This window comes from Ferrimonas sediminum, assembly GCF_900100175.1.
Lineage (GTDB): Bacteria > Pseudomonadota > Gammaproteobacteria > Enterobacterales > Shewanellaceae > Ferrimonas > Ferrimonas sediminum.
This window is the reverse complement of sequence record NZ_FNEM01000015.1, coordinates 69,630-91,567: the sequence shown is the minus strand read 5'-3', so window position 1 is coordinate 91,567 and position 21,938 is coordinate 69,630. Positions and strand designations below refer to the sequence as shown.

Here is a 21,938-nt window from a genome sequence, read left to right as displayed (position 1 = left end):
AAGCATCACCATGAAACGAGTCGGCTATGGATTGCTGCTGATGTGGGCACTGCTGCCACTGTGGAGCCAGGCAACCACCCCCACATTGAAAAACGTCATGGAACAGGACACTCCGTCAGAGGAAGTGACTCCAAAGCGCGCCCCGGAGACACCGCCGACCGTGGCCGACGAATTTGAGCGAGGCTCGCCCCGCTCCTCCATGGAGGGGCTGCTGCACGCCATGCGTTACGGTGATTTTGACCAGGCCGGTCATTATCTCGATACCCGTAACCTGCCCGATACCGTGGCCGCGCTGGAACCCGCAGAGCTGGCCCGACAGCTCAAAGTGGTGCTGGATCGCACCCTCTGGGTAGACCTGCAGTCCATGAGCAACAGCAAACATGGCCAATCAGAAGACGGACTGCCCAGCTACCGGGATCTGGTGGGCAAGATTGCCCATCACCAACGCCAGGTCAGCGTCTATATGCAACGGGTGCCCCGCGGTGATGGCGAGTCCATCTGGAAAATCTCCAACGCCACCCTCTCCCACATCCCCGAGTTGTACCGCATCCATGGCGACGGCCCCATTGGCGAGTTTCTCAGTCAGCACCTGCCGGCGTTCGAGGTCATGGGCCTGCAGAGCTGGCAGGTCGTGGCTCTGCTGCTGTTTTTGCTGATCGCCTATGTGCTCAGCTGGCCGTTGTTCTGGTTAACCAACACCCTCATCGGCCGCCGCGGCGACCACACTCAGCACCTGCAGAGATTCATCAGCGGCCCGATACGGCTGTTGCTGCTGGTGTTGGTGATTCGCCAGACCCTCCCGCTGATTCGCCCCTCCATCGAGGCCCAGGCCTTCGCCGAAGGCCGGACCCTGCTGATCATTGCCTTTCTCTGGGTGGTGGTCGCCGGGCTGGAGCTGACTCGGCAGCACCTGATGCAGGTGCTCAGAGAGAGAGGCAAAGATCAGGGAGCGCTGCTGATGCGGCCGCTGTTTACCGTAGCCAAAACGCTGGTGATTCTAACGGGCCTGCTGTTGTGGCTGGAAAACCTCGGCTTTAAAGCCACCACCATCCTGGCCGGCCTGGGCATTGGCGGCCTGGCCGTGGCCCTGGCGGCCCAAAAGTCGGTGGAAAACCTCATCGGAGCCATCACCCTTTACATGTCCACCCCGGTCCGGGTGGGCAACTTTTGCCGCTTTGGCACCCAGATGGGGGTGGTCGAGGAGATCGGCCTGCGCTACACCCGCATCCGCACCCTGGATCGCACCGTGATTCACATCTCCAACGCCACCTTTGTGGATCTGCAGCTGGAAAACTTCTCCGAACGGGAGAAGATTCGCTTCAGCCCCACCCTCCACTTGCGGTACGACACCCGGGCCAGCCAGCTGCGACCGCTGATGGACGCCATCACCGATGCACTGCAAACCCACGAAATGGTGGATGAGGCGCCGGTGCGGGTGCGGTTCCACAAGTTTGGCCCCCAGGCGCTGCAACTGAGTATCCTCAGCTACATCAACACCACCGACTTCCCAGTGTACCTGGAAGCCGCCGAAGAGTTGAACCTGACCATTCTGACGCTGCTGGAGCAACATAAGGTCGCTCTGGCTGACGCCACCCAGCGCCGACTCAGCCACGAAGGGACGCTGCTGACCGGCACCCCCTGAACCAAGCCAACCGGGGCTGAACTCACCCCGAATCTGCCACCCCGGATTTCGTCTGGGGGGTAAAGATCCCCTGTGGCTTGTGGCGTTGCCTGCCGTGGTTGGTATAATCGCTGCAACTCCACATCACAAGGCCATCAGCTAATGATCCACAGCATGACTGCGTACGCCCGCGGCGAAGTAAAAGCCGACTGGGGCAGCGCCTCCTGGGAAATCCGCTCAGTAAACCAGCGCTATCTGGAAACCTACCTGCGCCTGCCCGAGCAGTTCCGCTCCCTGGAACCCATGCTGCGCGACCGCCTGCGCAAGCGCCTGGCCCGGGGCAAGGTCGAAGTCAACCTGCGCTTTGAACTGGCAGAAAACGCCGGCGAAAGCATTCAGATGAATGAAAAGCTCGCCGCCCAGTTGATCGACAAGGCCCAGCACCTGCACACCATGGCCGGCATCGGTCAACTGAACCTGGTCGAACTGATGCGCTGGCCCGGCGTGTTGGAAGCCAACGAGCGTGACATGGACGCCATCGGCAAAGAGCTGATGAAGGCGTTCGACACCACCGTCGACAGCTTCCTGGAAGCCCGTGGTTCCGAAGGTCAGGCTCTGGAGCAGATGATCATCGAGCGCCTGGACGGCGTTACCGAGCAGGCGGCCTTTGTTCGCACCCGTATGCCGGAGATCATGGAGTGGCAGCGCCAGAAACTGACCGACCGCCTGGCGGAAGTGAAAGAGGATCTGGATCCGGCGCGCATCGAGCAGGAGATGATCCTGATGGCGCAGAAGATGGACGTCGCCGAAGAGGTGGATCGCCTCGATGCCCACGTGGCCGAAACCCGTAAAGTTCTGAAAAAGGGCGGCGCCTGTGGCCGACGCCTGGACTTCATGATGCAGGAGTTCAACCGCGAGTCCAACACCCTGGCCTCCAAGTCCATCAGCACCGACATCACCGCCGCCGCCGTGGAGCTCAAGGTACTGATTGAGCAGATGCGCGAGCAGATCCAGAACATCGAGTAAGCGGTTCCGGTCAGCCAACCAGCCCCGCCCTGCGGGGCTTTTTTATTTTCCACGCCGATGTTGGTAAGGGCACCGCCCCTTGACCCGGATTGGCAGCCAGCACCTCGATGTGGGTATCGGGTACTGGGAAACCGCCGCCCCGCTACGGCCGGCATCCACCCCACTATTCGCCTCCCCACAGGTTCCTCCCTGACACTCGACACGACCAGGCTGGCAGTTGCCACAATCCCCGCTAACCGGAATGCCGGAATTGAGTTAGACTAGTTGGGCATAACCTCCTAACAATGACTACAACGAGATTATGCCAATGACCCCGACTCCCAAGTTTCTGAAATCCCTTCCGAAAATCGAACTCCATATGCACATCGAGGGCTCCCTCGAGCCGGAATTGATGTTCTCTCTGGCACAACGTAACGGCATCGACCTGCCCTACGATTCTGTTGATGCCCTGCGCCAGGCCTACGATTTCAGCAACTTGCAGTCCTTCCTGGACCTCTACTACCAGGGCGCCAACGTCCTGCAAACCGAACAGGACTTTGTTGACCTGGCCATGGCTTACCTCGGCCGCTGCCAGCAGCAGAATGTGCGCCACGTCGAGATCTTTTTCGACCCCCAGACCCACACCGAGCGCGGCATCGCCTTTGAAACCGTTATTAACGGGCTGCATCGCGGTTTTATGCAGGGAAAAAAACAGTATGGCATCAGCTTCGAATTGATCCTCTGCTTCCTGCGCCACCTCAGTGAAGACTCCGCCCTCAACACGCTGGAACAGGCGCAGCCATTCAGGGACAAAATTACCGGAGTCGGCCTCGACTCTTCTGAGCTGGGTCACCCACCGGAGAAATTTGAACGGGCCTTTGCCGCCGCCAGAGCCCAGGGCTATCGACTGGTGGCGCATGCCGGCGAGGAGGGGCCCGCGGACTACATCTGGCAGGCATTGCAGCTGCTGCAGGTGGAACGCATCGATCACGGTGTCGCCTGTACCGAAGATCCGGCGCTGGTGCAGTACCTGGTCGAGCAGCGCATTCCCCTGACCATCTGTCCCAACTCCAACGTACGGCTGCGAGTCTTCGATACCATGGCCGACCACAATCTGCGGGAACTGCTGGATGCCGGCCTGAAAGTGACGCTGAACTCCGACGATCCGGCGTACTTTGGTGGCTATATGCTGGAAAATTACCAAAATGTGCAAAATGCCTTGTCACTGACCCAGGCGCAATGGATGCAACTGACCGCCAACGCCATCGACGCCAGTTTTGCTTCGGATGGCCGCAAAGCCGCCCTGTATCAACAACTGATGGCGTGCTTTGATTGATCTCAGCACAAAAAAAAGAGGGCCGCCAGGCCCTCAAAAACTAGAGATGATGATGAAACGTACTGCTTACTGCTACTTGCAAGGATGATGATGAAATTCGGTCACTGCTATCAGGCGCCACGACCCCGGTAGGCCGCCAGCATCCAGCTCTCTTTCTCCTGTTGAGACAGGTAATCGCTCATCAGGGCCGCGGTCCCTTCGTCGCCCAGTTCACCGGCGGCATTCAGAATCTGGCGTTGCTTGGCAATCAGCACCTGATAGCCTTCCAGCAGGGAGTCGATGCCGTCGGCGCCGCTGCTGATGTTAATCGCCTGCTGAATCTGGCTGAGCTGCAGGTAATCGGAAAAGGCGTGCAGAGGCTGTTGACCCAGGGTCAGTACCCGCTCGGCAATCTCATCCACCTTCTCCAGCAGCACGTTGTAGATCTCTTCAAACTTGGTGTGCAGTTCAAAGAAGTCGACGCCTTTAATGTTCCAGTGAAAACCACGTACATTCATGTACAGCACCTGATAATTCGCCAACAGGTCATTCAATTGCGCGGCCAGATCCTCGGCGCCATTTCGGTTCAGTCCAATCAAATTAGTGGTGGTCATATCGGTGTCCTCAGTGAATCTTTTGGGCCGCGTTGTGCAGCGAATGGGTGTAGATTACACCTGAAGACGGCAGGGGGATAACGAATGGAAACTATCACCTTAATCGGCTAAAGCGTTTTGAACCTCAGTCTCCAATTCGTTCTTTGCCAGTCTGCATCGTTCCATGACTTCGCCTCGGCAGGAGCCACATCCGGTGCCCGCGCCACAGACATCGGCCACCTTGTCGGCACTGTCGGCTCCCTCGGCAATGGCAGCATCAATGTCCGCTTCCGTTAGCTGCAAGCAGCAACACAGCAAGCGCGATTCGGTGGTCGGTGTCATCAATAGAGATCTCTGGTGTGCAGCAGTGAACGGTGATTGTAACGCCTGCTGCAGGTAATCCCCAGGTAGATGCCGGCGCTGGGGGGATACAAACACCCCGGCCAGCAACCGCTCGTGCTCGACATACAGGTGCCGGCTCCCCTGAGCCGACGCCTGACTGGCGCTGGGCTGGCCATGCCCCAACTCTTCCAGCAACTGACCCAGCCGTGTGACACAGTCTGACATCGACAACTCACTGGCCAGCAGATACAACCTCCCTTGAGAATGAGTCTGGCTGGCCCAGAATGTCGCCACCCCTTGGGGCAATGCCACAGGCTCTGGCAACCAGAGTTGCGCCCACACCCTGACGGTAACGGCCAGGGCCTGCACCCTGGCCCCCTTGAAGCCAGGTTGGCCGGACAGCGAATCCCGTCCTCGCCCCACCACCGCATTCACGGCGGCCTGGCCACTGTACTGGCCACTCCAGTGGATCGGCGCAAACAACTCCCCCCGTCGCTGCTGTGCCGACAGGGCCACCGGCAGTCGCAGAGTGCCATCACCAGCCTCCAGAGTTAACAGGTCATTGGCGGTCACGTCCAGCAAACGGGCATCATCAGGGTGCAGGCTGATCTCCGGCCAGGGGCGATGACGACCGAGCTGCGACGACAAGCCAGTCCGAGTCATGGTATGCCACTGATCCCGATAGCGACCATTATTCAGCACCCACCCAGCCGGAGCTGGTGATGTGACCGGCGACGACAGGTGCAGCTGTCCCTGAGGCGGGCTTGCGGGATGACTGGCAAACAGGCGCTGATTGTTCAGTTGCAGTGGCTGACCGGCGGGCTGCGGCCACTGCAGCGGGGCCAGTTGCTGGTATTGCTGGTCGGTCAGAGTCGCCAGTGCGCCGATATCAAACGCTCCACCCAGCCTTCCATTTATCGCCGACAAGGCAGCGTGTTCGCGGAAGATATCCGCCTCATTGGTGAAATTAAACCCATAATTAAACCCCATGGCTTTCGCCATCTGGCACAGCATCCACCAGTCCGCCCGCGCCTCGCCGCTGGCGGGCAGAAACGCGCGCTGCCTCGACAGGCGCCGCTCCGAGTTGGTCACGGTTCCCGCTTTCTCTCCCCAACCGGTGGCCGGCAACAATACATCCGCATAGCGCTGAGTATCGGTGCCGGAGACACAGTCGCTGACGACCACCAGAGGGCAGGCCTGCAGCGCCCTCGCCACCTGACCGCTGTCCGGCAGGCTGACCGCCGGGTTGGTTCCCATGATCCACACCGCCTTGATCTGGCCCCGCTCCATCGCTTCAAACAGTTCCACCGCCTTCAGACCGGGGCGAGAAGCCAGTTGCGGGCTGCACCAAAGCTCAGCAATGGCCTGGCGGGCAGCCTCGTCATCCAGCTCCCGGTGAGCTGCCAGGGTGTTGGCCAAACCGCCCACTTCGCGTCCCCCCATGGCATTGGGCTGGCCGGTGAGGGAAAACGGTCCCATGCCAGGCCGCCCGATTCGGTCGGTCACCAGATGACAATTAAGAATGGCGTTGCCCTGATCCACCCCCTGCTCCGATTGATTGATGCCCATGGAAAATCCGGTGACCACTTGCGGGCTAGTGGCAAACTGCCGATAGAAATCGACAATGTCGTCGCGATTCAGGTCGGTTTCCCGAGCGACACGAGCCAGATCATAGGCCTGTAGCGACGCTTGGATATCGCTCCAGCCCGGCAGTTGATGGGCATCCGGCCGCTGCTGTCCCTGCTCAATCAAAAATCGTAATAAGCCATGAAACAGCGCCAGATCGCCGCCGGGACGAATGGCCAGATGCTGATCGGCGGCTTCTGCGGTGGCGGTGCGCCTGGGATCTATCACCACCAGACGCATTCGGGGCCGGGCCCGGCGGGCCGCTTGCAACCGCTGAAACAGAACCGGATGGCACCAGCTCATATTGGAGCCCACCAGCACCACCAGATCCGCCAGCTCAAAGTCCTCATAGCACCCCGGCACGCTGTCGCTACCCAGGCCGCGCTTATGGGCCGCCACCGCCGACGACATGCACAGCCGAGAGTTGGTATCGACATTGGCACTGCCGATAAAGCCTTTCATCAGTTTATTGGCCACGTAGTAGTCTTCGGTCAGCAGTTGACCGGAGAGGTAGAACGCCACCGAATCCGGGCCATGCTGATCCACGGCCTGGCGAAACTTATGCCCCACATAGGCCAAAGTTCGGGACCAGCTGTCACGCTCCCCCTTGATACTCGGATGCATCAACCGCCCCCGCACACCCAGAGTCTCAGCCAACCGCACTCCCTTTGAACACAGCTTCCCAAAGTTGGAAGGATGGTGCTGATCACCACGAATCTGTATCTGGTCGCCACTGACGCTGGCCACCACGCCGCAGCCTACGCCGCAGTATGGACATGTGGTTCGAGTCTCAGTCATCGGCCTCTCCTGTGTACCTATCATTATCGGGACAGGCTGACTGTTGCAACACTGGGGCCAATGCCTAAAACACGCTTACCAATCAAATACTTGATGCAATGACGCTCAACCCAAGACGACTTAGTACTCGCTAAAGACGAATAAAATCCCATCTTTAGTGCAGCTGTGCCTCATCACGGTGCATGATGCGTACCGTTTTCCGATAGACGCCCAGAAACCAAGAGAGTCAAAATCCATATAAAACATTGTTTATAAATAAAATAAGCACCAATAAACCGAAGCTATCACGTTGTGGCACCGCTCTTGCCCCTGTCTGACTACTGTTCCTTTTTCAGCAGGAGATCGCCCAATGCGACCCCCATCCATTTCTGCCCCCGCCCAGGTGTCCCTGATTGGCGCCGGCCCCGGCGACCCGGAACTGCTCACCCTGAAGGCGATGGATCGCATTCAGCAGGCCGATGTGATCCTGTATGACAATCTGGTCAGTGAAGCCATTCGGGCCCGCTTTCCCGACGGTGCCAGCGCCATCTACGTGGGCAAAAAGCGCCATAACCACGCCCTGCCCCAGGCGCAACTGAATCAGCGCATGGTGGCGCTGGCTCGCCAGGGGCACCGGATTGTGCGCCTCAAGGGCGGCGACCCCTTTGTGTTTGGCCGCGGCAGCGAAGAGTTACTGGCCCTGCATCGGGCAGGGGTGGTCGCCGAAGTGATTCCCGGCATCACCGCCGCCAGCGGCTGTGGCAGCTATGCCGGCATTCCCCTGACCCACCGGGGCCTGTCCCAGAGCTGCACCCTGATCACCGGCCAGGCCGATGCCAAGCTGCAACTGGACTGGGCCGCCCTGGCCAAGGGCAATCAGACCCTGGTGTTCTACATGGGACTGAATCAACTGCCTCACATCCGCCACCAGCTGAGCCTGAACGGCATGAGTGACGCCACGCCGGTGGCCCTGGTGGAAAACGGCTGTCGCCCGGAGCAGCGGGTGATCATCACCTCGCTAACGCAGATGGCCACCGATGCCCTGCGTCACAACCTGCGCAGCCCCACCCTGATTTACATCGGCGAGGTGGTGCGCCTGGCCGACTCCCTGAGGTGGTGGCAGCCCACGTTTCACAGCCAGCAAGCGATTGCCTGAGGAGAGAGCAATGACCAAACCCATAATTGCAGTGGTCGGCAACGGAATGGTTGGCCACCGATTTATCGAAGAGATGGCCGGCTGCAGCGACTTCCAGTTGCAGGTGTTCGCCGAAGAGCCGCGCCTGGCCTACGACCGGGTGCAGCTGACCCGCTATTTTGACAACGGCAATGCCGATGACCTGGCCCTGGCCGATCCACAGGATTACCAGCGGCAGGGGGTGATCAGCCATCTGTCCACCCGAGTCCTCAGCATCGACACGAACAAGCAGGCATTGACCTGCAGCGATGGCCAGCAGTACAGCTATCACACCCTGGTACTGGCCACCGGCTCCTACCCCTTTGTGCCACCCATTCCAGGCCGGGAGCAGCCCCACATCCACCCCTACCGGACCATCGAAGATCTGCAGGCGATTCAGCACTCCGCCACCAGCAGCCGGGTCGGCGTGGTCATCGGCGGCGGTCTGCTCGGACTGGAAGCCGCCAACGCCCTCAACACCCTGGGCCTGCAAACTCATGTAGTCGAGTTTGCGCCCCGGCTGATGGCAGTGCAGCTGGACGATGGCGGCGGAACCTTGTTGCGGCAAAAGATCGAGCAACTGGGACTGACGGTGCACACCGACAAAGCCACCCAAAGCATCGACGCCAGTCCGGACGGCCCCTGTCGCTACCGACTGAGCTTTGCCGATGGCAGCAGCCTGGATACCGATATGGTGGTGTTCTCCGCCGGCATCCGCCCTCAGGATCACCTGGCACGCCAGAGTCAGCTGCAGATCGGCGAACGGGGAGGCATTGTGATCAATGATCAGTGTCAGACCTCGAATGCCAATGTCTACGCCATTGGCGAATGCGCCTTGTGGCAGCAGCGCATTTTCGGTCTGGTGGCACCGGGCTACCAGATGGCCAAGGTGGCCGCGGCCACCATTCGAGGCCGGCAATCCGCCTTCAGCGGCGCCGACATGAGCACCAAGCTAAAGCTACTGGGCGTGGACGTCGCCAGCATCGGCGATGCCCACGGCAACAGTCCCGGCGCCCTCAGCTACTGGTTCAGTGACCACGCTAACGGCCTGTACAAGAAGATCGTCGTCGACGACAGCGGCACCAAACTGCTGGGGGCGGTATTGGTGGGGGATGCCAGCGATTACGGTAACTGGCTGCAGCTGTGTCTGAACCAGATGCCACTGCCGCAACCGCCGGAATCGCTGTTGCTGCCACTGCCGGAGGAGGGCGGCGCGGCCGGCTCCGGGGTGGAGGCCCTACCGGACTCGGCCCAGATCTGCGCCTGCCACGACGTCAGCAAGGCCGACCTCATCGATGCCATCGAGGCCGGCGCCTGCGACCTGGCCAGCCTCAAGAGCTGTACCAAAGCCGGCACCGGCTGCGGCGGCTGTGGCCAGCTGGTGGGGCAACTGCTGGACAACCGGCTGGAGCAGCAGGGTCTGACCGTCGACCGCAGCCTGTGCAACCATTTTCCCTACTCCCGTGCCGAACTGTTCGACATCCTGCGGGTGCGGGAGATTAAGACCTTTGACGCCCTGCTGAACCAGTGTGGTCAGGGGCGAGGCTGCGAAATCTGCCGGCCGGCGGTGGCCTCGATGCTGGCCTCGCTGTGGAATGACTACATCCTCGACGACGCCCATGTCGGCCTGCAGGACACCAATGACCGCTTCCTGGCCAACATGCAGAAAGACGGCACCTATTCGGTGGTGCCGCGGGTGCCCGGTGGCGAGATTACCGCCGACAAATTGATCGTCCTCGGTCAGGTGGCCAAAGAGTATGGCCTGTATACCAAGATCACCGGCGGTCAGCGCATCGACCTGTTCGGTGCCCGCATGGAGCAACTGCCCGCCATCTGGCGCCGCCTGGTGGACGCCGGTTTTGAAACTGGCCACGCCTATGGCAAGGCGATGCGAACGGTCAAGTCCTGTGTCGGCAGCACCTGGTGCCGCTACGGCGTTCAGGACTCCACCGCCATGGCGATCCGCATCGAGCACCGCTACCGGGGCATCCGCTCCCCCCATAAAATCAAACTGGCGGTGTCCGGCTGCGCCCGAGAGTGCGCCGAGGCCCAGAGCAAAGACTACGGCGTCATCGCCACCGATAAAGGCTGGAACCTGTACGTGGGGGGGAACGGCGGCATGCGCCCCCGTCACGCCGACCTGTTTGCCACCGACCTCGATGACGCCACCCTGCTCACTTACATCGACCGAATCATGATGTTCTACGTCCGTACCGCCGAACGTCTGCAGCGCACCTCGGTGTGGCTGGAGAGCCTCGACGGTGGACTGGACTACCTCAAACAGGTGGTCATCGACGACAGCCTGGGCCTCAACGCCGAATTGGAACGGCAGATGCAGACGCTGGTGGATCGCTATCAGTGCGAATGGAAAACCACCCTGGATGACCCCAAGCGCCTGAAGCAGTTTCAGCACTTCATCAACAGCAGGCAGAGTGACGACGGCGTGGTCTTTACCGAAGAACGCGGTCAGATCCGCCCCGCCACCATCGACATCAAGGAGTCGGTATGAGCACCTCATCCCATTGGCAGGAGATCTGCGCCCTCGACGATCTCAGCCCCGACAGCGGCGTCTGCGCCCTGCTGGACGACAAGCAGGTGGCCATCTTCTATCTGGCCAGCGGCGAACTGTACGCCATCGGCAATCACGACCCCCTCGGCAAGGCCAATGTCATGTCCCGCGGTCTGCTGGCGGAGGTGGACGGCACCCTGACCGTCAGCTCGCCCCTGTACCGCCACCACTACTGCCTCAGCAGCGGCCGCTGCCTGCAGGATGAACGGGTGTCGATTCCCACCTATCCGGTGCGGGCGGTGAACGGCAAGGTGCAACTGCGCCCCTGATCCCCACTTTTGGTTAAAGGAGTAACCCATGCAACGCAATGACGGCATCAAGCTGCTTTCGTTTACCGGCAAGATGAAAATCCTCCATCTCAGCTGGATGGCCTTTTTCATCACCTTCTTCGTATGGTTCAACCACGCGCCGTTGCTGGGGGTGATCGCCGATTCCCTCGGCCTCAGTGGTGCCCAGGTAAAAACCCTGCTGATCCTCAATGTCGCCCTGACTATTCCGGCCCGGGTGGTGATCGGCATGCTCACCGACCGCTACGGCCCCAGGCTGACCTACGCCGGCCTGCTGGCGCTGTGCAGTCTGCCCTGCTTTATGTTTGCCTTTGCCGACGACTTCGCCACCGCCGCCCTGTCGCGATTCCTGCTTGGCTTTATTGGCGCCGGGTTTGTAGTCGGCATCCGCATGGTCAGCGAGTGGTTTCCCGCCCATGAACTGGGCACCGCCGAAGGGATCTACGGCGGCTGGGGCAACTTCGGCTCCGCCGCCGGCGCCATGACCCTGCCGCTGCTGGCGCTGTGGTTCGGCGGCGACAACGGTTGGCGCTACGCCGTTGCGGTGACCGGCGTCCTCAGCCTGCTGTTCAGCGTCATCTGGTACCAGAACGTCAACGACACCCCGAAGGGCTCTACCTACTTCAAACCCAAGCAGAGTGGCGCCATGGAGGTCACCAGCAAGGGGGACTTCGCCCTGTTGCTGGTGATGAAGTTGCCGATGTACGGTGCCCTGGCCCTGCTGACATGGAAACTTTCCCCCGCCGGGGTCAAGCTGTTAAGCCAGCCTCTGGTCTACGGCCTGTATGGCGCCCTGGGGTTGCTGTTTATTCTGGAGGTGGTACAGGCCTGGCGGGTCAACAAGGGGGTATTCCGGACACCGGTAGCAGCGGAGCATCAATACAAATTCAAGCAGGTGGCGGTACTAAACGTGCTCTACTTTGCCACCTTCGGCTCCGAACTGGCGGTGGTATCGATGTTGCCGCTGTTCTTTGCCGAGGTGTTTGAACTGGATATGGTCTACGCCGGCATGCTGGCCTCGGCCTACGCCTTTATGAACCTGGCCTCTCGACCCGGGGGCGGCTGGCTCAGCGATCGCTTTGGCCGCAAACGCACCCTGATCATACTGACGACCGGCCTGGCCCTGGGGTACGCGCTGATGGCCCAGATCGACGGTAACTGGCCGCTGCTGCTGGCCGTCGGCGCCGCCATGGCCTGCTCCTTCTTTGTCCAGGCCGGTGAGGGCGCGGTGTTTGCGGCCGTGCCACTGATCAAGCGCCGCCTCACCGGCCAGATTGCCGGCATGACCGGCGCCTACGGCAACGTTGGTGCCGTGGTCTACCTGACCGTGCTGTCGATGGTGGACTATGCCACGTTTTTCTGGGTCATCGCCGCCACTGCCGTGGTGGGCCTGCTGACCCTGCTGCTGATGGAGGAACCCCGGGGGCAGATCGCCGAGATTCGGGAAGATGGCAGCGTGGAGCTGATCCGTGTCGGCTAATCCGGTCAGCAGCCAGACCCGGCTGTCACTGGCGTTCGGCGGTCACTCTGCCGCCGGCGCCAAAGCCGCCAACCAGGACGCTTTTGCCCTGGGGCGCCCCGGCGCCCGGGAAGCAGAACATCATGGCTGGGCTGCGGCCCTGGCCGATGGCGTGTCTAATGCCAGCCATGGCGGTCCGGCGGCAGTGCTCAGCGTCACCAGTTTTGTGCAGGACTTCTACGCCACCCCGGCCAGTTGGGGCACCCACCGCCGCGCCTCGAAGCTGCTGGCCGCCCTCAATCAGTGGCTGTGTCATTGCGGCCTCGGTCGGCAGCAATGGCTAACCACTTTTTCCGCCCTGGTTCTTAAGGGCAACCAGGGCTACCTCTATCAGGTCGGCGACAGCCAGGTGGCCCTGATCCGCGACGGCCAGTGGCAGGTGCTGACCGCCAGCCACAACAATGGCCGGGTACTGACCCGGGCGCTTGGGGCTGAACCCCACCTGCGGGTCGATACCCATCAGCTACAGCTGCAGGCGGGGGATCGCTTTTTACTCAGCTCCGACGGCTTTCACGATCACCTCAAGCCCAAACAGATCAAGGCTGAACTGGCGCGACAGAACGATCTGGAAACCACCGCCCAGCGATTGGTGCAGCTGGCACAGGAGCACGGCAGTCGCGACAACGTCAGTTGCCTGATCATCGAGGTGCAGCAGTGCCCCGGCGATCAGCCACAACAGTTATTGCAGCAATGGCAGCACCTGGCCATACCGCCCATTCTGGCCGCCGGGCAAAGCCTGGATCACTACCAGGTGGTGCGCTGCCTGCACGCCAGCCCGCGCTCTCATCTGTATCTGGTCCGGGATCGGCAGCAGGGCGGGCTGTGGGTGCTCAAGGCCCCGTCGCCCAACCTGGAAGACCACCACAGCCAGCTGGCGGCCCTGGCCCGCGAAGCCTGGGTCGGTCAATGCCTGAGTCACCCCAATCTCATGACCACCCGGCTGAATCACAACAGTCGCTTCCTGTACCTGATCTGCGAATACATCGACGGCCAGACCCTGTCGCAGTGGCATCAGGATCACCCCAATCCAGAGATTCAGCGGCTGCGGCCTGTGGTGGACGGGATCGTCGCCGGACTGCGCGCCCTGCAGCGACAGCAGATGGTGCATCGGGATCTGAAGCCGGACAACGTGATGATCGACACCGACGGCAACATCAAGCTGATCGATTTCGGCAGCATGGGGGCGGGATCTCTGCAGGAGTTACCCGGCTGGCAGCAGCTGTCCCAGGCGGTGGGCACCGCCGATTACAGCGCTCCGGAAACCCAGCTGGAGCAACCGGCAGACAACCGCAGTGATCTGTTCTCACTGGGCGTCATCCTATATGAATTGGTCTGTGGACAACTGCCTTACGCCAGTAAGCGTCCGGGACAGCGACGGCGCCTCAGTGACTGGCGATACCGCAGCCTCAGACAGTGGCAGCCTAACCAACCGCTGTGGCTGGATAGCCTGCTTGAGCAGGCCACCGCCGCCGACCCCAAGCGACGACTGAGCTCCTTGTCGGAGCTGCAACAGCGGCTACACCACCCGCAGACCGGTGGAAACGAACGATCCTTGCCTCTGGCCAGGCGCTACCCGGTTCGGTTTTGGCAGGGCGTCAGCGCCATACTGATGGCGGCCCTGGTTGCCCAGTGGCTAGTGGGCTGATGTCTCAACGGTCTGCCGCCGGCCTGCCACCCAGGTGCCCTGCACCCGAAGCTGAGGTGACAACCACACCAGGTTGGCAACGGCACCAGGGCGAAGGTGGCCATAGAGGGCCTCCAGCCCCAGTGCCCGGGCCGGCACCGCACTGGCCATCCTCAGCGCCTGCTCGAGGCTGACCCCCAGGTGCAGCACCGCATTGCGCACCGCCGCCCCCATGTCCAGCAGCGATCCTGCCAGCTCGCCGCTGTGAGCCAGCAGGCGATCCCCCTGCCGGTGCACTTCGCGATCCACCAGGGTAAACCGCTGCTGATCGCTGCCCACCAGCGGCATGGCATCGGTCACCAGGGCGATGTTGTCCGCGCCCTTGCAGCGCAGCGCCACTCGGGCAGAGCGGTAGTCCAGGTGCTGACCATCTGCGATCAGGCCAGCCACACTGGAGTCATCCAACAGCGCCGCCCCGACCATGCCCGGTTCACGGGAACCAAAAGCGGACATGGCATTAAACAGGTGGGTAAAACCGACCGCTCCCGCCTTCAGGGCCTGCTGGGCCTGGTCGGCGCTGGCATTGGAGTGCCCCAAGAACACCCTGACGCCCATGGCTGTCAGGGTCTGAATCTCGGCACAGCTGACCGTCTCCGGTGCCAGGGTCACCAGTTTGACCCCCAGATCATCACGCAGGTACAGCTGCCATTCGGCTTCGGACAACGGCCGAATCTGATCGCCGCAATGGGCCCCCTTCTTGGCCGCGGCAATGTGCGGGCCTTCAAAGTGAATGCCGATGATGCCATGGGGGTTATGGCGACGGGCCTCGGCCACCGCATCGGCGGCGGCGGTCATCACCGCCAACGAGTCGGTAATCACCGTCGGCAGCATCGATGTGGTGCCCAGAGCAGTGTGGGCCTGAAACAAACGGGCCATGGCGGCGGAATCCGGGCAATCATTGAGCAACACTCCGCCGCCGCCATTGACCTGAAGATCCATCAATCCCGGCGCCACAATGCCCGGCAGATGGACGTCGGCGTGCTGGCACTGCTGATCCACAGCCACCACTTTACCGCCCCCGACGGTCAGCACCCGGTCGGCCAGCATCTGCCGGCCGTCAAACAAACGGTCAATTCGGTAGCGTACTGTCATAACACCTCCTTCAGGGGCAGGCTGCCCTGGGGGGCCGCCTGGCCCAGCAGCACCTTGGCCAGGGCATCGAAACTGGCACTTTGCGGCGGGGATGTCTGATCCAGGTGATAGGCGTAGCTGGCCAGCATCCAATGGGCCTCCTTGGCAAAAAGGCGGCAATCGTACGGGGCCCGAAGGCTCAGGTGCACCACCCACTTGCCGGTTTCCCGGGCTTCCTTCATCAGTCCCTTGAGACGCAAGGGGTCGTGGGCGTTGATCAACTGCTGCTCGGTCAGCCGGGCCATGTCATCCATGCCACCCAACTCCGCCACGCTTTGCCGCGGCGAGACGTAGCCACCGATCACCACGTGTGAGGCGGCCATCGCGGCTCGAATGACGCCATCTTGATGGTGGCGTGGCGACATCACCAGAAGCTGGAGCTCCGGGGGGCCGAAGCGTCGAAGCGCCGATGCCAGGGCCTGCCCCTGCGCCAGTTCCGGCAGCAACACCAGCCAGGATCCGGTCTGCGGCAGGCTGGCGCTAGCCGTGCCCACCTGGGTAATCGAGGCCTGGGCCAATTGCTGCTCCAGCAACCGGTGTTGCTCACACCCCAACACCGAATCGGCCCATTCCAACCGCTCGGCCCTTGGGGCGCTGCGGCTGCCCAGGTTAAAGCGCCACTTCAGATCCAATATGCGCCGAGCCGATACCGCCAGAGCCTGCGGGCACAGGCGGCCATCGGTCACGGCATCGGCCACGCCGCCAATCAGGGCCGGCAAGCGCTGCAGATCCGCCGGACAGCGCACCCGCAGTGGCATCAGAGCGATATCGACACCGGCATGGAACGCCTGAATCACCGCCTCCAGCGGTTCGAAATAGTCGCTGATCCCGGCCATGTCCATGGCATCGGTGATCACCACCCCCTGATAGCCCAGCTGGCCACGCAGCAGATCGGTAATGATGGCTCTGGACATGGTGGCCGGCGCCAGCACCGCCTCGCCATGGCGCCCGGTCAACTCGGTGCTGTCGAGCGCCGGGTATTGCACATGGGCGGTCATCACCATACCGGGAGGCTGGCGGGCGATGATGTCGGCAAAGGGTTTGAGCTCAATGTCGTGCAACCGAGGCCGGCCATGATCCACCCGCGGCAGCCCGGTGTGGCTGTCGACGCAGGTATCGCCATGGCCAGGGAAGTGCTTCAGGGTGGCAATCACCCCGGCCTCCTCCAGCCCCAGCACCTGAGCCTCACCGTGTCGCGCCACCAGCTCGGGGTCATCGCCGAAAGCGCGCACGTTGATCACCGGGTTGTCGGGGTTGTTATTGACGTCGACACAGGGAGCATGGTTGACGTTGAACCCCAGCGCCGACAGCTCCGTCGCCATGGCCGCCGCGCTGGCCAGGGTCAAGCCGTCGCCATGACGCTCATCGGTAGCTCCCAGTGCCATATTGCCAGCAAAGGCGGTGGTGAAGGAGCGCGGCGTCCGGCAGACCCGGCCCCCCTCCTGATCCACCGAAATCAGCAGCGGCACACCAGATTCGGAGGCAGCCGACGCCAGTTGCAGGTCGTCGGTAAGGGTCAGGATCTGTTCCGGCTCCTGCAAGTTCTCGGCAAACAGGATCACCCCGCCCAGCCCGGTATCGGCAATCAGCGCCGCCAGTTCCGGCGGCAGGGTTCGCATCGGAGTGCGGGTCTGTGGCGTGGTACCGAAATAGCGCAGATCCAGCATCAATTTTTGCGCAATCTGTTGTTCTAACGTCATGATCCGTCATGGGACTGCTTGGCTTGTGGCACCAAGAGTCCCACCCCTTCAATGAGTTATCAAGCCTGCAACCACCTCCGCATGGAAGAAATGTGGCCACCGCATTCGGTCACGGGTGATTTATACCCCCATTCGTGGTACTTTACGCCGCCTCAATCCCAGTGGTTGGGCGTCTTTGCCCCTTCACCACTACGCTTTCTTTAGACTCCCGTCTGGTGTGGCCCCTAACCGAGCCTTGCCCGGCGAGTGATACTCGAATATAGGGTGGACCTTTACCATGACTCGTCGTGGCAACTTATTCATTGTGTCGGCACCAAGCGGCGCCGGAAAATCATCGCTGATCAACGCCTTGCTGCAAGATCAGCCCGCTGATATGCAGGTGTCCGTGTCCCACACCACCCGAGCGCCACGCCCAGGTGAAGAGAATGGCGTGCACTACCACTTTGTCAGTAAAGACGAGTTCAAAACCCTGATTGACCAGAATGCCTTCTTTGAGTGGGCCGAGGTGTTCGACAACTTCTACGGCACCTCCCGCCTCACGATTGAGCAGACCCTGGACCGCGGTATCGACGTCTTTCTGGACATCGACTGGCAGGGTGCCCGCCAGGTGAAGGCCGTCATGCCGGAGTCCATCGGCATCTTCATTCTGCCGCCGTCCCGCAAAGAGCTGGAGCGTCGACTCAACAGCCGCGGGCAGGACAGCGAAACCATCATCGCCCGCCGCATGGCCGATGCGGTAGACGAGATGAGCCACTATGATGAATACGACTATCTGATCGTTAACAACGATTTTGATACCGCCCTGAACGAATTTTCCACCATTGTGAAGGCCAACCGGCTACATCTAGCTGGGCAAAGGATCACTCACAATGATATGCTAGATGATCTGTTGGCAGACTAGCCAACATCATGTACACTTTTGCGTCATTTTTTTAAGCTCAAACACAGGAGTTCCTTCTCATGGCACGGGTAACTGTTGAAGACGCCGTAGATAAGATTGGCAACCGTTTCGACCTGATCTTGGTGGCCTCTCGTCGCGCACGTCAGCTGTCTGTAAACGGCAAGGAACCGCTGGTCGAAGAGCAGAACGATAAGCCTACGGTTATCGCACTGCGCGAAATCGAGTCCGGCCTTATCGATGCGAAAACACTGGACGAGCAGGAGCTGCAAGCTCAGCGCGAACAGGAAGCGGCAGAACTGGCAGCGGTAGCCGCCATCGCCGAAGGACGCGCACTGTAACGTCCATAATGGGGGTCGTCGTTGTATCTGTTTGAAAGCCTGAGGGAACTGGCGTCCAGTTATCTGGATCCGGAACAGGTCGAGAATCTCACTCGCGCTTATATTACCGCTAGAGATGCCCACGATGGGCAAACACGCTCCAGCGGCGAACCCTACATTACTCATCCGATTGCGGTAACCCGCATTCTGGCGGAGATGCGACTCGATCACGAGACGCTGATGGCCGCCCTGATGCACGACGTCATCGAAGACACCGAGGTCACCAAAGAGGATCTGGCGGAACAGTTTGGTCCCGCCGTCGCCGAACTGGTGGAAGGGGTCTCCAAGCTCGACAAGCTCAAATTCCGCGACAAGAAAGAGGCGCAGGCGGAGAACTTCCGCAAGATGGTGCTGGCCATGGTGCAGGACATTCGGGTGATCCTGATAAAGCTGGCCGACCGTACCCACAACATGCGCACCCTGGGCTCTCTGCGCCCGGACAAACGTCGCCGCATCGCCAGGGAAACCCTGGAGATCTACGCCCCCATCGCCAACCGCCTTGGCATCCACAACATCAAGAATGAACTGGAAGACCTGGGCTTTCAGGCGCTCTACCCGATGCGTCACCGGGTCCTCAAAGAGGTGATGCAGGCCGCCAGCGGCAACCGCAAGGCGATCATGAACTCCATTCGGGACGCCATTGTCGGTCGTCTCGATGAAGTACAGATCGAAGGCACGGTACAGGGACGGGAAAAAAACCTGTACTCCATCTACAACAAGATGGTGAACAAGGAGCTGCAGTTCCAGGAAGTGATGGACATCTACGCGTTTCGGGTGACGGTGAAAAACATCGACACCTGTTACCGGGTACTTGGTGCCATGCATACCCTGTATAAACCCCGCCTCGATCGCTTCAAAGATTACATCGCCATTCCCAAAGCCAACGGTTACCAAAGTCTGCACACCTCACTCTATGGCCCCCACGGGGTGCCGGTGGAGGTTCAGGTGCGCACCGACGACATGGATCAGATGGCCGACAAAGGGGTGGCGGCGCACTGGCTCTATAAAGACGACGCCGAAGCCAGTGCCACCACTGCTCAGGTTCGCGCCCGTAAGTGGATGCAAAGCCTGCTGGAGTTGCAGCAAAGTGCCGGCAACTCCTTTGAATTTATTGAAAACGTAAAGACGGATCTGTTTCCGGACGAGATTTACGTGTTCACCCCCACCGGCAAGATTCTGGAGTTGCCTCTGGGCGCCACGGCGGTGGATTTTGCCTATGCGGTGCACACCGATGTCGGCAACGGCTGCGTCGGCGCCAAGATTAACCGCCACGCCTACCCGCTGAGCCAGCCGCTCAAATCGGGTCAGACGGTGGAGATCATCACCGCCCCCGGCGCCCGACCCAATGCCGCCTGGCTCAACTTCGTGGTCACGGCCAAGGCCCGGGCCAAAATTCGCCATGTGCTCAAGAGCCTGCAGGATCGCGATGCCACCGCCCTGGGTAAGCGTCTGCTGAACCACGCCCTGGGTGACATGACCCTGGACGAGATCCCGCATAGCCGCATCGACCAGATTGTCGAAGAGTACCGCCACGACGATTTCGATACCCTGCTGGCCGACATCGGCCTGGGCAATGCCATGAGCCTGGTGGTGGCCCAGAAGCTGCGCGGTGAACTGGAATCGGCCAACGGCAGTGACAAGCTGCCGATTCGCGGTGCCGAAGGGGTGCTGCTGTCGTTTGCCAAATGCTGTCGCCCCATCCCCGGTGATGACATCGTGGCCCACGTTAGTCCGGGCAAAGGACTGGTGGTGCACATCGATACCTGCCGCAACATTCGACGCGCCCGCGAGGTGGAGTCGGAGAAGTTTTTAAATGTGGAGTGGGATCAGGACAGCCGTGAAGAGTTTGTCACCGGTTTACGCATGGAAATCGTGAATCACCAGGGGATTCTGGCAAAACTCACTTCCATTATTGCGGCATGTGATGCCAATATTCATAACCTGAACACCGAAGAGAAAGAGGGCAGAGTCTACTCCATCGCATTGACTCTGACCGTCAAGAATCGGGTTCATCTAGCGAACGTCATGCGCAAACTGAGGGTGCAGCCCGAGGTTCTGAAAGTCGCGCGAAATCGTAATTAAGAATATTTGTGGGGAACCCATGACCGATAAGATCGTTATCGCCACCGAAAACGCACCGGCCGCCATTGGCACCTATTCTCAGGCCATTAAAGCCGGTAACACCGTATACATCTCTGGCCAGATCCCGCTGAATCCCGACACCATGGAGATGGTCGGTGACGACTTTGATTCCCAGGTAGTGCAGGTGTTTGACAACCTGAAAGCCGTCTGTGAAGCCGCCGGTGGCAGCCTGCAGCACATCGCCAAACTGAACATCTTCATGGTTGATCTGGCCAACTTCGCCAAGGTCAACGAAGTCATGGGTCAATACATCCAGCAGCCCTACCCGGCTCGCGCCGCCATCGGCGTGAAAGAGCTGCCCAAGGGCAGTCTGGTTGAGATGGATGCGGTGATGATCCTGTAATCCCGTCGCAACGACCACAGCTATACTCTTCGGGGGCGCTTATGGCGCCCCCGCATTCATTGTTTAAGGAAGTTTCATGAGCCCCGAACGCCTCGCCCGCATCAACGCCATGCTGGATCGCCGCCAGACCGACCTGACCATCTGCATGGAAGAGGTCCACAAGCCGCACAACCTGGCCGCCATGGTGCGTACCGCCGACGCTGTCGGGGTGCACCGGGTTCACGCCGTCTGGCCGGATCAAAAGACCAAGCTGTCCGGCGGCACCGCCACCGGCAGCCAGCAATGGGTGGATTTGAAGTCCCACGACACCATTGTCGACGCCATTAAGGAGTTGCGGGCCCAGGGGATGCAGATCATCGCCACCAACCTGTCGGACACCGCCGTGGATTTCCGCGACATCGACTACACCAAGCCCACCGCCATCCTGATGGGTCAGGAGAAGACCGGCATCACCGCCGAAGCGCTGGCCCTGGCCGACCAGGACGTCATCATCCCCATGGTGGGCATGGTGCAGTCCCTGAACGTCTCTGTCGCCACTGCCCTGATGCTGTACGAAGCCCAGCGCCAGCGTCAGGAAGCGGGCATGTACGAACAGCGCAGTATCGATGAGCAAGAGTGCCAGCGGTTGCTGTTTGAAGGCGGCCATCCGATCTTTGCCAAAATCTGCCGCCAGAAGGGCCTGCCCTACCCACGGGTCGACGAAGAGGGCCAGATCGACGCCAGCGACGACTGGTGGCAGAAGGTGCAGATGAACAAGGAATCCTGGACTCATCTGGACGACTGATCCCGAATCTGCCATTGGGGCCTCTCCGGCCCCAATATTGCCACTTCC

Annotated in this window: 17 protein-coding genes; 13 read left to right on the top strand and 4 right to left on the bottom strand. The window is 60.8% G+C overall.

Annotated elements, in window-relative coordinates; genetic code table 11:
• Nucleotides 1-10: 10 nt before the first annotated feature.
• From BLT77_RS15405 to BLT77_RS15395, 3 genes are all read left to right on the top strand, one after another.
• Nucleotides 11-1,642 carry a mechanosensitive ion channel family protein gene (locus BLT77_RS15405; protein ID WP_090367044.1) on the top strand — a complete coding sequence of 544 codons (1,632 nt, stop codon included), beginning with the start codon at nucleotides 11-13 and terminating at the stop codon, nucleotides 1,640-1,642.
• A gap of 141 nt (nucleotides 1,643-1,783) precedes the next feature.
• Nucleotides 1,784-2,647, top strand: a complete 864-nt coding sequence (locus BLT77_RS15400) for a YicC/YloC family endoribonuclease (protein WP_090367041.1) — start codon at nucleotides 1,784-1,786, stop codon at nucleotides 2,645-2,647.
• A 307-nt stretch (nucleotides 2,648-2,954) separates the two neighbouring features.
• Nucleotides 2,955-3,962 carry an adenosine deaminase gene (locus tag BLT77_RS15395; protein ID WP_218126939.1) on the top strand — a complete coding sequence of 336 codons (1,008 nt, stop codon included), beginning with the start codon at nucleotides 2,955-2,957 and terminating at the stop codon, nucleotides 3,960-3,962.
• 110 nt (nucleotides 3,963-4,072) lie between these two features.
• Here the strand turns inward: BLT77_RS15395 and BLT77_RS15390 are convergent, their stop codons facing one another.
• Together BLT77_RS15390 and BLT77_RS15385 are read right to left on the bottom strand one after the other, a co-directional pair.
• Complete coding sequence (locus tag BLT77_RS15390) at nucleotides 4,073-4,555, bottom strand: Dps family protein (RefSeq protein ID WP_090367036.1); 483 nt, start codon at nucleotides 4,553-4,555, stop codon at nucleotides 4,073-4,075.
• Nucleotides 4,556-4,654: 99 nt separating this feature from the next.
• Nucleotides 4,655-7,300: a nitrate reductase gene (locus tag BLT77_RS15385; protein WP_090367034.1), complete on the bottom strand. Its 2,646-nt coding sequence runs from the start codon at nucleotides 7,298-7,300 to the stop codon at nucleotides 4,655-4,657.
• A gap of 349 nt (nucleotides 7,301-7,649) precedes the next feature.
• Here BLT77_RS15385 and cobA point away from each other — a divergent pair, with 349 nt between their 5' ends.
• From cobA to BLT77_RS15360, 5 genes are read left to right on the top strand one after another with little or no spacing between them, the layout of a single operon-like run.
• Nucleotides 7,650-8,435 carry a uroporphyrinogen-III C-methyltransferase gene (gene cobA / locus BLT77_RS15380; protein WP_090367032.1) on the top strand — a complete coding sequence of 262 codons (786 nt, stop codon included), beginning with the start codon at nucleotides 7,650-7,652 and terminating at the stop codon, nucleotides 8,433-8,435.
• A 10-nt stretch (nucleotides 8,436-8,445) separates the two neighbouring features.
• Nucleotides 8,446-10,962: a nitrite reductase large subunit NirB gene (nirB, locus tag BLT77_RS15375; RefSeq protein WP_090367030.1), complete on the top strand. Its 2,517-nt coding sequence runs from the start codon at nucleotides 8,446-8,448 to the stop codon at nucleotides 10,960-10,962.
• Nucleotides 10,959-11,291, top strand: coding sequence for a nitrite reductase small subunit NirD (gene nirD / locus BLT77_RS15370; RefSeq protein WP_090367028.1), 333 nt, complete (start codon nucleotides 10,959-10,961; stop codon nucleotides 11,289-11,291). Before nirB ends, nirD begins: the two co-directional genes overlap by 4 nt.
• A gap of 28 nt (nucleotides 11,292-11,319) precedes the next feature.
• Complete coding sequence (locus tag BLT77_RS15365; protein WP_090367026.1) at nucleotides 11,320-12,789, top strand: NarK family nitrate/nitrite MFS transporter; 1,470 nt, start codon at nucleotides 11,320-11,322, stop codon at nucleotides 12,787-12,789.
• Complete coding sequence (locus BLT77_RS15360; RefSeq protein WP_090367024.1) at nucleotides 12,779-14,473, top strand: bifunctional protein-serine/threonine kinase/phosphatase; 1,695 nt, start codon at nucleotides 12,779-12,781, stop codon at nucleotides 14,471-14,473. Before BLT77_RS15365 ends, BLT77_RS15360 begins: the two co-directional genes overlap by 11 nt.
• Here the strand turns inward: BLT77_RS15360 and nagA are convergent.
• Nucleotides 14,462-15,604, bottom strand: coding sequence for an N-acetylglucosamine-6-phosphate deacetylase (gene nagA / locus BLT77_RS15355; protein ID WP_090367021.1), 1,143 nt, complete (start codon nucleotides 15,602-15,604; stop codon nucleotides 14,462-14,464). The two genes, BLT77_RS15360 and nagA, sit on opposite strands and share 12 nt — an antisense overlap.
• A complete protein-coding gene (locus BLT77_RS15350) occupies nucleotides 15,601-17,343 on the bottom strand; it encodes a glycoside hydrolase family 3 protein (RefSeq protein WP_090367018.1) in 1,743 nt (580 codons plus the stop codon). The genes nagA and BLT77_RS15350 overlap by 4 nt, the downstream gene beginning before the upstream one ends.
• A 277-nt stretch (nucleotides 17,344-17,620) precedes the next feature.
• Here BLT77_RS15350 and gmk point away from each other — a divergent pair, with 277 nt between their 5' ends.
• The 5 genes from gmk (at nucleotide 17,621) to trmH (ending at nucleotide 21,890) form a co-directional block, all read left to right on the top strand.
• Nucleotides 17,621-18,244, top strand: coding sequence for a guanylate kinase (gene gmk, locus BLT77_RS15345; RefSeq protein ID WP_090367015.1), 624 nt, complete (start codon nucleotides 17,621-17,623; stop codon nucleotides 18,242-18,244).
• A 59-nt stretch (nucleotides 18,245-18,303) separates the two neighbouring features.
• Nucleotides 18,304-18,582, top strand: a complete 279-nt coding sequence (rpoZ, locus tag BLT77_RS15340) for a DNA-directed RNA polymerase subunit omega (protein WP_028112586.1) — start codon at nucleotides 18,304-18,306, stop codon at nucleotides 18,580-18,582.
• A 21-nt stretch (nucleotides 18,583-18,603) separates the two neighbouring features.
• A complete protein-coding gene (spoT, locus tag BLT77_RS15335; RefSeq protein WP_090367014.1) occupies nucleotides 18,604-20,703 on the top strand; it encodes a bifunctional GTP diphosphokinase/guanosine-3',5'-bis pyrophosphate 3'-pyrophosphohydrolase in 2,100 nt (699 codons plus the stop codon).
• A gap of 19 nt (nucleotides 20,704-20,722) precedes the next feature.
• Nucleotides 20,723-21,106: a RidA family protein gene (locus BLT77_RS15330; RefSeq protein WP_090367012.1), complete on the top strand. Its 384-nt coding sequence runs from the start codon at nucleotides 20,723-20,725 to the stop codon at nucleotides 21,104-21,106.
• Nucleotides 21,107-21,182: 76 nt separating this feature from the next.
• On the top strand, nucleotides 21,183-21,890 hold the full coding sequence (gene trmH / locus BLT77_RS15325; protein WP_090367010.1) for a tRNA (guanosine(18)-2'-O)-methyltransferase TrmH: 708 nt from the start codon (nucleotides 21,183-21,185) through the stop codon (nucleotides 21,888-21,890).
• Nucleotides 21,891-21,938 lie beyond the last annotated feature (48 nt).

Bases quoted from the DNA above. Each gene is read 5' to 3' on its own strand.
- BLT77_RS15405 (WP_090367044.1), top strand. From the start codon at position 11: ATGAAACGAGTCGGCTATGGATTGCTGCTGATGTGGGCACTGCTGCCA.
- BLT77_RS15400 (WP_090367041.1), top strand. From the start codon at position 1,784: ATGATCCACAGCATGACTGCGTACGCCCGCGGCGAAGTAAAAGCCGAC.
- BLT77_RS15395 (WP_218126939.1), top strand. From the start codon at position 2,955: ATGACCCCGACTCCCAAGTTTCTGAAATCCCTTCCGAAAATCGAACTC.
- BLT77_RS15390 (WP_090367036.1), bottom strand. From the start codon at position 4,555: ATGACCACCACTAATTTGATTGGACTGAACCGAAATGGCGCCGAGGAT.
- BLT77_RS15385 (WP_090367034.1), bottom strand. From the start codon at position 7,300: ATGACTGAGACTCGAACCACATGTCCATACTGCGGCGTAGGCTGCGGC.
- cobA (WP_090367032.1), top strand. From the start codon at position 7,650: ATGCGACCCCCATCCATTTCTGCCCCCGCCCAGGTGTCCCTGATTGGC.
- nirB (WP_090367030.1), top strand. From the start codon at position 8,446: ATGACCAAACCCATAATTGCAGTGGTCGGCAACGGAATGGTTGGCCAC.
- nirD (WP_090367028.1), top strand. From the start codon at position 10,959: ATGAGCACCTCATCCCATTGGCAGGAGATCTGCGCCCTCGACGATCTC.
- BLT77_RS15365 (WP_090367026.1), top strand. From the start codon at position 11,320: ATGCAACGCAATGACGGCATCAAGCTGCTTTCGTTTACCGGCAAGATG.
- nagA (WP_090367021.1), bottom strand. From the start codon at position 15,604: ATGACAGTACGCTACCGAATTGACCGTTTGTTTGACGGCCGGCAGATG.
- BLT77_RS15350 (WP_090367018.1), bottom strand. From the start codon at position 17,343: ATGACGTTAGAACAACAGATTGCGCAAAAATTGATGCTGGATCTGCGC.
- gmk (WP_090367015.1), top strand. From the start codon at position 17,621: ATGACTCGTCGTGGCAACTTATTCATTGTGTCGGCACCAAGCGGCGCC.
- rpoZ (WP_028112586.1), top strand. From the start codon at position 18,304: ATGGCACGGGTAACTGTTGAAGACGCCGTAGATAAGATTGGCAACCGT.
- BLT77_RS15330 (WP_090367012.1), top strand. From the start codon at position 20,723: ATGACCGATAAGATCGTTATCGCCACCGAAAACGCACCGGCCGCCATT.
- trmH (WP_090367010.1), top strand. From the start codon at position 21,183: ATGAGCCCCGAACGCCTCGCCCGCATCAACGCCATGCTGGATCGCCGC.